This window comes from Pseudomonas sp. CCI1.1 (assembly GCF_034348165.1).
In the GTDB taxonomy this organism is placed as follows: Bacteria; Pseudomonadota; Gammaproteobacteria; order Pseudomonadales; family Pseudomonadaceae; genus Aquipseudomonas; species Aquipseudomonas paracarnis.
On sequence record NZ_CP133780.1, the window covers coordinates 1,559,321 to 1,573,664 of the forward strand.

Sequence of the window (14,344 nt, forward strand, 5' to 3'; positions counted from 1 at the left end):
TGAAGCCTTACGCTATTGCCACGGCTAGGGATGCTGGGAATAACGGTGTAACACCTTGTCCAGGATGATATCGGTCTTCAGCGCTTCGATGGCCAGCGACGGATGCTCGGCCTCGCCACGAATATGCGCGTTCATGTTCAGGACGTGGTGCCATTGAATATGGGTGTGACACGGCACTTCCAACACCTCGGTGGTCTCGCCTTCAAGACGCAGCGGCTGGTCGTCGAACACCGAAAATTGAATACGGCCGCGACTGCCGATCAGTTCGACCCGGTCTTCGCGGCGGTCCGCCACAAAATTCCAGCAGCCCATGCCCAATGCACCGCTGGCAAATGTCCAGCAGGCCGTCACTGCGTCTTCTGCCGCGTAGCGTCCTGCCTGTCGTGCGGAAAAGCCTGAGACCTCGACGATGTCCCCGGCCAGGTACTGGAACAGGTCGAACCCATGGCTGGCCAGGTCGGCAAAGTAGCCGCCACCGGCAATGGCCGGGTCGGTGCGCCAATTGCTGGCGTCGGTGTCTGTAACGGCAGCGGGTTTGCACAAGGTCCAGGTCAGGTGACGCAACTCACCGATACGGCCTTCCTGCAGCCAGGTGCGCACTTGCTGAAAGCGTGGCAATGAACGCCGGTAGTAGGAGACAAACAGATGCAGCCCGGCGCGCTCGAATGTGCGCTGCATCAACGCGCTCTGTTCAGCATTCAGCGACATCGGCTTTTCGACGCAGCAATGCTTGCCCGCCGCCGCCACCCTCAAGGCGTATTCAAGATGGCTGTCGGGTGGCGTGGCGATGTAGACCGCATCCACCTCGGGGTCGTCGATCAAGGCCTGGGCATCGGTATAACAACGGGCAATACCATGGCGCGCCGCGTAATCGCGCACCGCCTCGGCACGCCGCCCCATCACGGCGACCAAGGCCGAACCTGGCGCTTTATAGAAAGCCGGTCCACTCTTCAATTCAGTGACACTGCCACAGCCGATCATGCCCCAGCGTATGGTCTTCATCTAATGTCCTCGGTCGTATTCGTCAATCGGGCAGTATCCACATACCGGCCCTGGCGCGCCATAACCACTTAGCATGACAATTGCATTACACTTTTATGACACTCATTCGGCGCGGGGGCACATTCGATGAAAATTAGGGCAACCGTCATTTGCGAACATGAGGGGCATATCCTCTTCGTGCGCAAGGCCAGATCAAAATGGGCATTGCCCGGCGGGAAAGTCGAAGCGCACGAGCGCCCTGTCGGCGCGGCGGAACGCGAACTGGAAGAAGAAACCGGGTTAAACGTGGACGGCTTGCTGTACCTGCAAGAGCTCAAGGCCCGCGACACCGTCCACCATGTGTTTGAGGCCTCGGTGGTCAATATCGACGAGGCACGGCCGTGCAATGAGATTGTCGATTGCCAGTGGTATGCCTACAGCGCCCTGGACGAGCTGGACACCACAGACGCCACCCGCCACATCGTCAAATCCTTCCTGCGGCGCCTCTGACGCCCTGGACAGCCGCTAACCCACCGCCGCGAACCCGCGGCGCCCGGCCTTTATCTCGGCACGCAACTCACCAATCAGGTTGGCGATGGCACGGATGCTGTCCAGGCCCTCGGGCGATACGCGGGTCAGCAGCAAGTCGACACGACCGGACGCAGGCTCGAACACGCTGATGCGCAGTGAGCCGTCGCTGTTAAGGCAGCACTCACACGCAAGCGGCAGGAAGCCTGAAGCCATGATGCGGTTGAATTCGGTGATGGAAATCATGATCAGCCCCCCGTCCCTGGGTTCTACCCGATTGAGGCGATGCAAGCAGCATAGATAAGGTTTTGCCGGCCACCGGACATTTAATGCAACAGTGTTAACCAGCCCTCACTTTGTCGGGCGTAACCGGCCATGAACGACAGGCCGAGATTAAATCGCGGGCAAAAAAAATCCCAAGTAGCTGATGGAAACTTGGGATTTAAAAATGCATAAACCGTGGGAGGTGAACGCCCGGCTATAGTAGCGATTGTAAAAACATGTAACAAGATTATTTTAATCCTTTCGTCGGATTGAAAGCGTCGTAAGTCATTCAATAACCACATGTTTTTTAAGGTGGAAGGCGGCAGTCGTGCTACTTTTTGGTGCAAGTAACGGGCATAAACCCACGTTTAAAAAAGGGTTATTAATCCGGTGCCGTACTTTTAAGTAATTGTTCACTTAATTGCTTGCACGTTTCTTGAAGGGCCTCACGACTCGAAGCGGTGGCGCCCACCACAGCCTCCAGGTGACGACACAGCGCCAAACGTTCAGCGGCTTCTTCACGTTGGCGGTCGACCTTGGCGTTGAGCTGAACAAAATAGAACCCCAGTAACACGGCGACAACCAGCACGCCCGCCGCGAAGTAGCGCAAGCTGTTGGACGATGAAGGCGCTGGGGCATTCATGGCCTTATGGCGCCCTGCTCTTTTCATAACGCACATCATCTCCATCGACCGGGCCCACGACAGACCAGCCCAGGCGCTGATAGAACCCATTGGCCCGGATCTCATCACGCCCATCAGTCACCAGGTACGCCGTGTCGTGGCGCTCAAACAGGGCCGCCTCGGCCACCGCCATCAGTTGACGGCCCAGGCCAAGCTTCTCGTGGGATGGCAGCACGAACATCGCGAACACTTCACCTTCATCCAGGTCGACCATGGAAAACCCCGCCGCCTGGCCGTCCACTTCCGCGATCCAGCCACAAGGTGCTGCGCGCAACGTGTCGCTCAATACCTGCGGGGTAATCCCCAGGCCAGCCATCTGTTCAAGGCTCAGGTGGTTTTGCACCACCGAGGTGCGAATCGCGCACAGCGTGTCGACGTCATCAGGTGTTGCCGTTCGAATCAGTACTTGCATACCGGCCTCCATGAAGAAGTGCGCAATTGTATGCAAATACTCACACGGGGTTTGTCGTGGTTTTGTAAACAGCTCTTTGAAGAGCTGCGATTGACACTACCCTCACCACCTCCATATCTTTTTTAACGGGATTCACCATGCCCCCTGTTCGTGGCATGGACGACCTTCAAACTATCAGTGCGTTACCGTTTGTCGCCACTGTCAATTCTGACAGCTAGACGCCCATCCCCTTCAAGCGTCTGATTTCCTTGTTCCATAGCCGTCCAGGCCCCAGCCAAGGAGTTCAGCCATGTCCAAATTACATGCCCCCGAGGAGCGCTTTCCGGTAGCGCGAAGCTCATCCACTCCCCGCAATGATCTCGACCCGCCGGCCTACTCGAACCCGGTGCTCAACGTGGTTGGGGCTGACAGGGGCCTAGGCGTGCGGCATCTCGATACTTATCTATATGTAACCATTTTGCGCTGGATTAATTTGCAAGCGGGTGATACCTGCGAGTACTTCCACGGCAGCCGTACGTTGCGCCTGGGCTTTCACACCGTCAAACCAGAGGAAACAGGCAAAAACTTTTTTCAACTGGCCATCAACGAGGAAAGTATACCGCGGGGGCTATCCTTTCCTGTGTTTGTACGCGTTGTCCGTAATGGCCCTGGCACGCCAAGTACATCAGATGAGCTGACTGTCTTCGTCAAGGACACGCGACCTGGCCTGGATGAACAGCCCGGGCTGGGGTACCACGACAAATTGCTGCTCAGCTTGCCGGACGACCTCGCAGCGCCCGGCGCAGTCTTGACTCCGGAGCGCGCCGCCCAAGGCGTAGTGTTCACGCTCGATTACCCCGGTAAACGTGTGCGAGACAAGATTCTTTTGTATTGGGACACGATCGCGCAGGTGGTGGTTTTCCAACTCGATGACGACCACGCCAGCGGGGCAAAGCCGATTGAAGTGGAAGTTCCGGCAAGCGTCATCGGCACCGGCAGCGGCCTCCTACCGATACGTTATCAGGTGCTCGATGAAGTGGAAAACCGCTCCGGGCATGTCGAGCACTTTTCTCAGGCCGTGCATGTACAGGCCGAGCTTGACCCCAGCCTGCTCAGGCGGGCGCGCTTCCTCGTCGGCTCCACCTCGGTCACCTCGGTCAATTATGATCAGGATGCAGGGAAATTCTTTGCTGTTCAGGTAGTCACGCCTTTTCAGCTTCCGGATGGCCGTTTTGTCCCGGCGAATACTCGCGTCATTGCAACCTTGAGTGGTACTCACGCCGATGAGTCAACGTTTGAACTCGATCTGACCGATCAGCGCGCGGACCCGGGTTGGCCGACTTCGTTTCCTGTCGATGACGACACCATCAAACAATTGATCCAAGGCTCGATGAAGATCACCTGGCGGCTTGAGTTCCCGCTGGGCACCTTACTGGCCAAGTCCCAATCCCTGACGATCCTGATCTCTGGCACGATTGCGGACATGCCGGCAGTCACGGTGGTGCAGGCCGATGCCGGCTTGATTGACCCCGAAGAGCCTTACATCACCATTAATTATCCGAACCCGGCCTATACGCCCTACGATCCGGATAATCTGGTCAGGCTGCGGCTGGAGGCTGTTCTACCGGGTGGCGGGCTCGTTGAATACGAACAACGCCATAACGCAGGCGCTCCACCACCGCCCACCCGTTTTCGTACCGTAACCCAAGCCAACTTCGCTCGATTTATCGGGCTGGGCGATGTGCGGGTTTTCTACACGGTAGACGACGGCCTCATGCGGGCATTGGGTACAGGGACGCAGGCCATCCGCGAGTCGGAGTCGACGTATGTGCGGTTCGGCGAGCGTATTGCCGAAATGCCAAGGCCGGAAATCGACCGGGTCGATGAGGACGACAACCTAGACCCAGATGACTTGTTTGGCCAGCTCGACATCACGCTGCCCTACGCTGAAACTTACGATGGCGATGTCTTTACATGGCGCCTGACAGGGACGGCTGTGGACGGCAGCACCCAGGGTGACATCCGCCTGAATCCCGCCACCGCAGGAAGTCCAGTGCACTTTTCGCTGGATCGGCACTACGCCGACACCAACCTGGGCGGCGTGATTCGCTTGAGCTATTCAATGATCCCCGCGAATGGTGGGCGCACCCTGCGCTCTGAAATACTCGAAGTGACTGTCGGTAAGGCGCTGGGTGACCTGCCTTGCCCGGAAGTCCTCGAAGCATCCAAAGCCCCCGACCAATTGGCACCGGAAGCGGTTACCGCCGGTGCGACCATTCGGGTCACCTTCGCGCAGATGCTACCGACCGACCGTATCCGAGCGTGCTGGACCGGCATTCCCGACATCGGCAGCCACTGTGAAACCCAAGACGGCAACCCCCGTAAAACCGTGGACTTCACCGTCCCGCCTGAAGTCGTGGGCGCCAATATTGCGCCATTTGGCCAACGGATCAACGTGCAATACTTCCTCATACGTAACGGACGAGAAACACCTTCTCCAATCCTCGACCTGCTGCTGCTCAACCTGACCACCTTGCCGATCCCGACCATCGAAGGGATTGGAGACGCCCCGGTGCTCGAGACCTCCAAGTTGAATGGAACCGAGCGCACGATGATCAATATCTGGCACTTCATTCATCGGGCTCAGCGCATCTGGATGGAGTACAGCGGCACCTATGATACCGTTCCAGAGACGCCATACTTCGAGGCCACCTACACCAACAACCTCGTGACCGAAGAAGGCGAACGCACTGGGATCCTGCCACCGACCCCCGTGGACGAACTGCGCAAGCTCAAGGATGGAACGCTATTAACCGTCCGTTTCTGGGTCTGCTTTGACCGCAGTTTCAACAAGGCCAATGCGGTGTTGTTCCGCGAGCGCCACTACACCATCCAGTCCCTGCCGGGCGTGTTGCCCCACCCGTTTATCAATGGCACCACCGACACCGGGCCGAACGTGACGGTGGACCCGCTGCCGATTGAGCACAATACGACGGTCACTGTTCGCTACACCGGTATGAGCAATCGGGATCGCATAACGTTTGAATGGATTTTTGCCGATGGTACCCACCATACGGCGGTCGAGAATGGGTTGGATGGGGGCACGGTGGTGTTCAACCTGACCTCGGTCAAGGTCTTGCACCGCAGTGTGAACAGTACCGTGTGCTTGAAGTATTCGGTAGAACGGCCGGGTGTGACGGTCCCGATTCCGTCACAGGTGCAGACGGTGAGGGTCGATACGATACAGCCCGCCGATTTACCACAGCCATTGATCAATAATATTGCGCCCGGTGATGTCCTAGACTTGAGAACTTTTGTCGGCGATGGGCTGGCCTCAATTATTAAATGGGCGTTAAGCGCTGCCAGGCAACGTGTATGGATCACTTGTCGCAGTGCACAGATGGCGCCGCTCGATGTTCTCACCGCGAGCGGAGAAGTCATCACCCAGCAGGAAGCTGCCAATGGGTTGAGGAACAAATCGGTAGTGCGCAGCTGGCTACAGGCTGTGCCTCGTGGTCATAACATAACAATATCGTGCGATGTGGCGTATAGCGGCGACATTGATCGTTCTAAAAGCATACCCCTGCGTTCAACCAACTACATTGTTGAGAACGCCCCCCCTATATTGGACGATATGACTGACTTCGATAATTTTAATCGCAATGGTTGGGAGCCATTGAATAGCGGTGTGCCTATTCAGGTGCAGGTATCGGGTACGGAGTTTTATCTGGTCGCGCCGACTCGATATTATTTGGGTTGCACAAAAGCGTTTCCTGGCGCAGGTGCGGGGGGATACCAGATAACGGTTAGGTATCGTCATGCGACTGCGGCAACTACCAACTATGTATGGTTACGTGGCCCTGGCGGCACCTCTCAATATTTCACCACCTCTGCGTCGAGTAGTTGGGTGACGCAAGTGATAGGGCCGGTTTATGCTGGGGAAAACATACAGCTGGATATAAGGTTTGATGGTGGCAATACCCAGCTTGACTCTATTCGTGTCCAAAAAATAAGTGTATAGCCAGAAGAGGCGCTGGTCGACAAAGCAGATCCGTATTAAGCGGATCTGCTTTTTGTGGTCTTTGGACGTTAACGTGTTTGCGTGAGTACGGCGCGGGAAACAAACCGACCATCACCACAGCACCAACGATGCGGGTGAAGGTGTAGCGGTGGGATAACCGAGTGCGAAGTGCTATTTGCACTTTTGCGCGACTTCATCAAAGTTTTGCCCTGAAGGACATGAAAAAAGCTTTTTAAGCCATCTTCCCTGCGCTGAGCTGTATATGCACTGGTAGTATTTTCCAGGTTCATTACTCTTGAAATATCCTGCGACCGTACAGGGAGGGTCAGGCACGTTCTTTGCGGAACTTACGCCACGTTGCTCGGGATTTATTTCGGTACTGCACGCGCTCACCAGCAACGCCAGTAACAGTAACCCCGAGGTATGGGTGATGCGCCGACTTGTGGCTTTGATCTTAAGTATGCTCATGAGGTGCTCCTGTGTTGATGTGCTCCCGTATTGAGCTCCCCCAGATTTCATGCCGTCTACTGTCAAAACTACTAGGTAGAAGGGTTTTTCAGACAAAGGGTGATCCACGCTCACTCCCTGTGAGTCGGCTACAAATTACTTGCGCGCCACCTTGTAGCGCAGGCAATCCTGATAAAAGCTCTGACGAATCGCCTCGGGCTTGAGCCTTGAGCGGCTGTCATAGGTCTGCTCGGTGATCCCCATGGCCATCATGCGCATCCACGATTTGCTGAACTTGAGGGTCTGGATCTTCTGCCGGGCCGCGTACAGCGAAACGCCGGATAACTTGAGTTCCTGGGCCCTGGCGGCCGTGCCTGCGCCCCAACTGCACATGTACTTGTCACCCTCGCGCAATTCCCTGGCCTGCGCGACAGTCGCGCCGCCGGCCAGGGAGCAGGCAATCAGCATCATTCCCACAGAGCGCATTTGCATCCTCACCTAACCACCTGAAAATAAAAGTGATTTTGGCGAGGATTTTGTTACAAAGGGGCCATTAAATTGCCTTACTGCGCAAAGCGACTCGCGGATGCTTTCTATCAAGGCTTGAGTTCGAACAGCGCCGGCATCGGTGGCCACTGCGAAGGCACTTTACGAAAGCGGCTGAACCCGGCTGCCTCAGCCATCTGGCGGGCACGCTTCTCGCCCATGAACGCCCCCAGCCCTGCCCCACCGTGGGACAGCGAACAGGTCATGCAATAGAGGGTGCTCTGCGGGTACATGACGCGCCCGAACAGGTTCATGTTCTCGTGCAGTTCCTCGGACAGGTTGAGCTCCACCATCAGGTAGGTACCGTCTTCGGCCGTGGCGGCGCGCAAATCCTTGAGCATCTGCTGAGGGTCGGTGGCATCGTGGATCACCACAAAGGTGGTCACGAAGTCGAATTGCTGGCCGCGCAAGGCATCGGAGTCGTTCACCTCGAATTGCACCCGGTCACCCACGCCGGCCGCCTCGGCGTTGGCCCGCGCCAACTCGATGGAAGGCAGGTGGAAATCGCAGCCGACAATGCGCGCCTCAGGATAGGCCTTGGCCATGGTGATCGCCGCCAGGCCCGCACCGCAGCCAAAATCCAGGACACTGCCGCCGGTCTTGAGCTTCTCTTCGACGCCATCCAGGGATGGAATCCAGTGCTGGACCAGGTAATGCTTGTACCAGGGCATGGTCATGCGCTCCATGCCTTTCCAGGTTTCCAGCGGGAACGCCTCTTCAGCGCAGCCACCACCATGGCGGAAGGCTTCGATGACCTTGGGTGCCATGCTCACGAACGGCACGCTCAGCTGAATGATGCCGCCGGCGAAATACGGCGAGTCTTCATCGGCCAGCACGGGCACAAATTCAGCCGGCATCTGGTAGCGGCGGGTTTGCGCGTCGTAGGTCACATAATTGCCGGTGGCCATGCTGCCCAGCCATTCGCGCAAGTAACGCGCGTTGTAGCCAGTCTTGTGCGCCAACTCTTCCAGGGTCACCGCCTGGCCGTCGGCCAATGCCTTGAACAAGCCGAGTTGGTCGCCGATGTAGAGCATGGCACCGCGCAGCGTGTTGCCGTAATCCTCCATGATCCGCGCCGAGAACTGTTGGACCTTGGCTTTATCAACTTCCATAACGTTGGACATCTGTCGCTCCTTGATGAATTTGCAAGTCTGTTAAGGGATCAGTGGCCGGCGAGTTTGGCCAGCACGTTGTCAACGATGCGCTCGGACATGCCCAGGTGGGTCCTGGGCTCGAACAACCGTGCCAGGGCGCCGTCACTCATGACAGCAAGCACCCGCGCATCGGCCTCGATTGCCTCGCGGATCGACACGTGATTGCGCTGGCTGGCCTGGGATACTTCGAAGATGATCTGGTAGGCGCTGCTCTTGCCCAGCTTGCGCGCCATTTCGAACACCACCGCTTCGGTGCAGATGGCATCGCCATACGCCTGGGCGGTGCCTTCCATCTTCTGCACATTCACGGTGAGCCCGTCGATGGTCTCGGTCAGAATCGAGAGCGCCATCAATGCGTAGTGGGAAACGTCCGCGACCGCGCACCACTCCAGCCGCGTACCGCGGTAATCGCGCTCATGCTCAAGAATCATCGCGTCCAGCGCGAGCATGACCTGGGCCTTGGCCAGCCGCGCCAACACCACCACCTGCTCGCAGCCTTCGGGGTTGCGTTTGTGCGGCATGGTGCTGCTGCCGATCTGCTGGTCGCTCCAGCCCACTTCCACTTCAGCGATTTCCCAGCGATTGAGCGTACGGATTTCATCGGCTACGCGGGCCAACGAGGCGGTAACCATGGCCAGGGTGCTGACGAACTCCGCAACGCGGTCACGGGACACATGCCAGCCCGTCAGGGGCACTTGCAGCGACAAGCGCTGGGCAAAACGCTCCAGCATCGGCATGGCGTCCGGGCCGAACGCCGCCATGGTGCCGACCCCGCCGAACAGTTGCACCACCAGTACACGCTGGCGGGCTTCGGCCAAGCGCTGCTGGTGGCGCAACAGCTCATCGATCCAGCCAGCGACCTTCAGCCCGAAGGTGGTCGGCAAGGCGGGAATCGAGTGGGTCCTGGCGACCATCAGCGAGTCACGGTGCGCATCGGCCAGGGTCGACAACTTACCCAGCAAAGTCTCCAGGGCCTGGTCCATCGCATCAAGCACATCGCGCATCTCCAGGGACTGGGCGGTGTCCTGTATGTCTTGGGTGGTAGCGCCGTAATGCACGTATTCACGGGCACTGGGGCTGCAATTTTTTTGCAGGGCGCTCAGCAATGGCATCAGCGAATGCCCAGTGGCAACCACACCCTCGGCCAGTTGGCGCACATTGATGCCCGATAGCAACGCGGCCTTTTCGATCTCCAGGGCCGCCTCGCGCGGGATGATGTTGACATCGGCCTGCGCCATGGCCAGCGCGGCTTCCACGTCCAGCCAGCGTTGCAGGCGACAATGACTGCAAAAAATCTTGCGGCTCTGCGGGCCGGCATAACCCGAACCGTGGGTTTTCGAATCGAGGATGTGGCTGTGTTCGTGGCGGCATTGCTCGCCGTCATGATCAAAACCTGGGTGGTCCGAACGTGCGGTGCAAGACGCACGAGCTGTCGTTTCCAAAGTTTGCGCATCCATCACATACCCTCCGTAGCGTACAGGGACTGATTGGTATTGCCTTGGGTTGCCATCAGTGCTTCAGCGCCATCGCCTGAAGCGCGAGGTCGTGCTTTAGTTGCCACCAGATCGACCATTTCGGCCGCCAGCCCTGTGTAGGCCGTCGGGTCAAGCAAGTCATCGAGCATTTGTGGGCTGAAACAACCGCGCAGCCGAGGGTCGCCAAGCAGCGCGTCGCGAAAGCAAACGCCCGCGTCTTGGGCCTGCAGGGCGATGTCGTGCACCAGGTGATGGGCCGTCTGCTTGCCACACCGAGGCGCCAGCGCAAGCATCACGCGCTCCGACAGGATCAGCCCGCCCAACAAGTCCAGGTTGCTGCGCATGCGCGCTTCACGCACCTCCAACCCCGCCAGCAGCAAGCCTTCCATACGAGCGAGCAACGCACCGGCGTAAATGAACAGCTCGGGTAAGGCCGCCCATTCGATGCGCCAGGTGGTGCCGTCACGCTCGTGCATCTGGAAAGCCGCATCGGTCAGCGCAACCATCTGCGCACGTACCAGCCGTGACAGCGCGCTGATCAAGTCCACCGTCGACGGGTTTTGCTTGTGGGGCATGGTGCTACTCCCCACTTGCCCGGCTCGCCGCCCCTCGCGCACTTCGTCGATCTCGGTGCGCTGCAGGTGGTAGATCTCATTGGCGACACGCCCCAACGTCGCCGACGCCTGCACCAGCAGCCACGCCGCTTCCAGGATGCGGTCGCGGGCGCTGTGCCAACTGGTCAACGGCGCCGCCAGGCCGAGGCTTTCCAGGGTGCGGCGCTGCACGTCCAAACCCTGCGGGCCAAGCCCGGCCAGGGTGCCCACGGCGCCGGTCAGGTTGCCGACCATCACCCGGGCGTAGGCTTCGTCAAAGCGTTCAAGGTGTCGATCAATCTCATCGACCCACACCGCCACCTTGTAGCCGAACGTGGTGGGCAATGCGTGTTGGCCATGGGTTCTGGCGACCATCGCCGTGTGCTTATGGCGCAGGGCGAGCGTGAGCAGATGCCCGCGGATCCCGCGCAAACGCTGCACTACCAGGCCCCAGGCATCGCGGATTTGCAGGATGAGGCCGGTGTCGAGGATGTCCTGGGTGGTCACGCCGTAATGCACGTATTCGCCCAGCCCATCGGCGCATAACCCCTGCAAGGCGCGCAGGGTCGGCACCAGGATGTGCCCGGTTTCCAGGCCCTCGCGCCCCAACGCATCGAGGTCCAGCAGTTCCACGCTGGCTACCCGGGCAATCTCCCGGGCGGCCTCGTGGGGGATGAGGCCCATCTGCGCCTGGGTCGCCGCCAGCGCTGTTTCAACATCGAGCCACTTCTGCACCTGATTGGCATCAGAGAAGATTGCAGCAAATTCCGGGGACGAGTAAGCGCCCCCGTGGATACGGGATTCAGTGATATGACTTGGCATGTCGGGTTACTCGGGTTGTCCAGGGAGGGCTACTTCACGCGTTGTACTTCTTCCCAGACTGCATCGTAATAAGCCCGCTCCAGCCGGAAGTGCTCGGCCAGAGACGTCAGGAACGCATTCTGGAACCCCAGGTCCGGAATACGCCGTGAGATCAGTGCCCATTCACGCTTGGCCCGCGGCGGCACCAGGCTGATGTGCACTTCGTAGTACTCCGCGTCATCCTGGCTCAAGCCCGCGTTGCGCAGGGCGTTGTACAGCTTGCCGTGGTTACCGGGCACCACCAGTTCGGTGATGTAGAACACCGCCAGGCCCCAGCCGACATCGGGGTTGCGGAAACAGCGTGCGCGGTTGTTGAGGTAGGCGATTTCCTCGGGCATCGTCGAGAGGGCCTCGAAATCGGCATTCAGGCCCACGGCGGCGAGCAGCTTGGCCAACAGCTTCGGGTGGGAACGCTGCTCATCCTCTTCGCCCAACTCGCCGTAGAGATAACGCGCCAGGGCAGCCGCCTCGTCCACGTCAGTCAGGTTGACCAGCAGGTCGGCGGCGTCCCGGTAAAGGCGATAAGTACGGAACCATTGGTGGCGCAAAAACACCTGCAGTTGCTCGTGAGAGGCTTTGCCTTCAAACACATACTGCGACATCGGATGGTTTTCCCGCGACTGCGCGGCAATCTGCTCTTCCAGGCGTTGCTGGAAACCGGCCTCGGACAAGGGCGATGCCAAGTCGGCTGACGGCATGAAACGCTCTTGCACGCTATAGACGGCATTGGCCAGCCAGCGCCGGGTCGAGGCGGTGGCCACGTCGTCGCTCAACGAGAGGATGTACAGCAATTGCTGGCACTGCGCTGCATTCGCGGCGTCGCCACGTTGGCCGGTCTCGCACAGGGCGCGCAGCATATTGGCGGCAATTTCGATGCGATTGAACGTCGCGTCCGGTTTCAAGGCTTCCGCCAGCAGACGGGCTTCGGCCGTGTGAATATTCTGCAATTGCGACAGGGAAAAATTACGTGGGCTCATCATGTGCTCCATTATTTTTGTTTTTGGATCGCAGGTCGTTCAGGCAGACAGGCGTTGGGCCTGCATCTGCTGCCACAGGCTGTCGAAGTAGGCCTTGTTGATCTCGAAGTGGCGCTTGAGTGCGCGCATGAACGTGCGTTGAAAGCCTTCCTCGCTGGCGAACTTGGCAATCAGTGCCCACATTTCTTCGGTGTCGATCTCATCCTGGGTGCCATGCAAGCGGTGGAATTCGCTGGGCTGCGCCGGTACATCCAGGCGCTGCAACAACTCGTAGATGCGCCGATGGTTGACGCAGCTGACAGACTCCACCGCATAGAGCAGCGCAAGGCCCCAGGCGACATCGGTGTGGCGCACACAGCGAATGCGATTATTCAGGTAGGCCTTTTCCAGCGGATGCAGCGCGGGGAAATCGATGGCCAGCGGAATATCGAAATACTCCATCAGATGGGCGAGCATCGCCGGGTGCGAACGCTCCGGTGTCTCAGCGCCTGCTTCGCCGTACAAGTTGCGGTAAAACACCGAGGCGTCTTCGATCGCTTCGAAGCGAAAGGCCAACTCGGCCAGCAGGCTGTAGAAGTTGTAGGAACGGGTCCAGTGATGCTCCAGGAAAAAGCGCACATCCTGCACCGGCGGCGTACCTTGGAACAGGTGCACCGACATCGGGTGGTTGACCCGGCTGCGTGCGGCGATTTCAGCGTCGACCTGTTGACGGAACTCGTCCGCCGGCAACGCTTTAAAGCCCGGCACGTCGGCGGCGAACTCATCTTCGACGCGGTAGACCTCGCTGGCCATCCAGCGCCGGGTCGGCTCGGTGCGCGGGTCACCGGGGAGGTGCAGTTGCAGCAGGGCTGACTGATAGTGCGCATAAGCTTGGGCGTCTCCCGCCAGGCCTTGCCGGGTCAGTGCGAGCAGCGCTTCCAGCGCGCGGGTGACTTGGGCGTAGTTGGCGCTGGGTTCCAAGGCATTCACCATCAGCCGCGAGGCGTTGGTGAAGAGATCGGAATCCGAGCGTTGTTGCAGGGCAGCAGTATCCATTGATAACCCCTGAATCTTGTTTTTGTGGTTGGGCGTACTCGGAAAAAAGCCTAAAGGTTCCCGTAGTGGCAAGGTCAACACCTGTAGGAAAATTCTTTCAAAGGCTTGGAGATGGGGGGTTGGCGCCACCAAACAATAGGTATTACACAACTCCGTAGCAGCCAGCGGTAACCACGATGCGAAGCGAGTCGCTCTTGATCTTGCTCTTGATCTGAAGCGCCCCCCCAAATCACTGGCGGATTACGGGCACACCGAGCCCAAGCGAGGTTCCGAGTGGTGGGGCAAGAGCCCTTTGGTTACTTTGGGCTGGGCCGGCATTCCGGCTCTTTTCCAAAGTGCCCCGCTGTCAGAGCGGAACCCTAAGTGGTCGTGACCGCAGGAATGGATAT

The 14,344-nt window shown here is 58.8% G+C and carries 13 protein-coding genes; 2 read left to right on the top strand and 11 right to left on the bottom strand.

The features are described 5' to 3' along the window. Positions 1-24: 24 nt before the first annotated feature. Positions 25-1,002: a Gfo/Idh/MocA family protein gene (locus tag RHM69_RS06725; RefSeq protein WP_014718244.1), complete on the bottom strand. Its 978-nt coding sequence runs from the start codon at positions 1,000-1,002 to the stop codon at positions 25-27. Between the two features lie 126 nt (positions 1,003-1,128). On the opposite strand from RHM69_RS06725, the gene RHM69_RS06730 reads away from it, so the two are divergent. Next, positions 1,129-1,491, top strand: coding sequence for an NUDIX hydrolase (locus tag RHM69_RS06730; protein ID WP_014718243.1), 363 nt, complete (start codon positions 1,129-1,131; stop codon positions 1,489-1,491). A gap of 15 nt (positions 1,492-1,506) precedes the next feature. Here the strand turns inward: RHM69_RS06730 and RHM69_RS06735 are convergent, their stop codons facing one another. From RHM69_RS06735 to RHM69_RS06745, 3 genes are all read right to left on the bottom strand, one after another. Further along, positions 1,507-1,755, bottom strand: coding sequence for a DUF1652 domain-containing protein (locus tag RHM69_RS06735; protein WP_014718242.1), 249 nt, complete (start codon positions 1,753-1,755; stop codon positions 1,507-1,509). 400 nt (positions 1,756-2,155) lie between these two features. Further along, entirely contained in the window at positions 2,156-2,416 is a 261-nt protein-coding gene (locus RHM69_RS06740) for a hypothetical protein (RefSeq protein WP_019820299.1), read from the bottom strand. Between the two features lie 4 nt (positions 2,417-2,420). Next, complete coding sequence (locus RHM69_RS06745) at positions 2,421-2,867, bottom strand: GNAT family N-acetyltransferase (RefSeq protein ID WP_014718240.1); 447 nt, start codon at positions 2,865-2,867, stop codon at positions 2,421-2,423. 289 nt (positions 2,868-3,156) lie between these two features. Between RHM69_RS06745 and RHM69_RS06750 the strand changes: the two genes are divergently transcribed. Continuing rightward, positions 3,157-6,867 (top strand): hypothetical protein, encoded by a 3,711-nt coding sequence (locus RHM69_RS06750; protein ID WP_322255486.1) that lies wholly within the window; start codon positions 3,157-3,159, stop codon positions 6,865-6,867. A gap of 171 nt (positions 6,868-7,038) precedes the next feature. On the opposite strand, the gene RHM69_RS31060 is transcribed toward RHM69_RS06750, so the two are convergent. The 7 genes from RHM69_RS31060 to RHM69_RS06780 all read right to left on the bottom strand — a co-directional run bounded on the left by RHM69_RS31060 (position 7,039) and on the right by RHM69_RS06780 (position 13,955). Then, positions 7,039-7,386 (bottom strand): chitin binding peritrophin-A domain-containing protein, encoded by a 348-nt coding sequence (locus RHM69_RS31060; RefSeq protein WP_353956204.1) that lies wholly within the window; start codon positions 7,384-7,386, stop codon positions 7,039-7,041. An 84-nt stretch (positions 7,387-7,470) separates the two neighbouring features. Next, the gene (locus tag RHM69_RS06755) at positions 7,471-7,800 is read right to left on the bottom strand and encodes a hypothetical protein (protein ID WP_003191756.1); all 330 of its coding nucleotides are present in this window, start codon (positions 7,798-7,800) and stop codon (positions 7,471-7,473) included. 110 nt (positions 7,801-7,910) lie between these two features. Beyond that, positions 7,911-8,984, bottom strand: a complete 1,074-nt coding sequence (locus RHM69_RS06760) for a class I SAM-dependent methyltransferase (protein ID WP_014718237.1) — start codon at positions 8,982-8,984, stop codon at positions 7,911-7,913. Between the two features lie 38 nt (positions 8,985-9,022). Further along, positions 9,023-10,471: a class-II fumarase/aspartase family protein gene (locus RHM69_RS06765; protein ID WP_014718236.1), complete on the bottom strand. Its 1,449-nt coding sequence runs from the start codon at positions 10,469-10,471 to the stop codon at positions 9,023-9,025. After that, entirely contained in the window at positions 10,471-11,904 is a 1,434-nt protein-coding gene (purB, locus tag RHM69_RS06770) for an adenylosuccinate lyase (protein ID WP_019817591.1), read from the bottom strand. Before purB ends, RHM69_RS06765 begins: the two co-directional genes overlap by 1 nt. Positions 11,905-11,933: 29 nt before the next feature. After that, entirely contained in the window at positions 11,934-12,920 is a 987-nt protein-coding gene (locus tag RHM69_RS06775) for an HOASN domain-containing protein (RefSeq protein WP_014718234.1), read from the bottom strand. Between the two features lie 39 nt (positions 12,921-12,959). Next, positions 12,960-13,955: an HOASN domain-containing protein gene (locus RHM69_RS06780; protein WP_014718233.1), complete on the bottom strand. Its 996-nt coding sequence runs from the start codon at positions 13,953-13,955 to the stop codon at positions 12,960-12,962. Between the last annotated feature and the right edge of the window lie 389 nt (positions 13,956-14,344).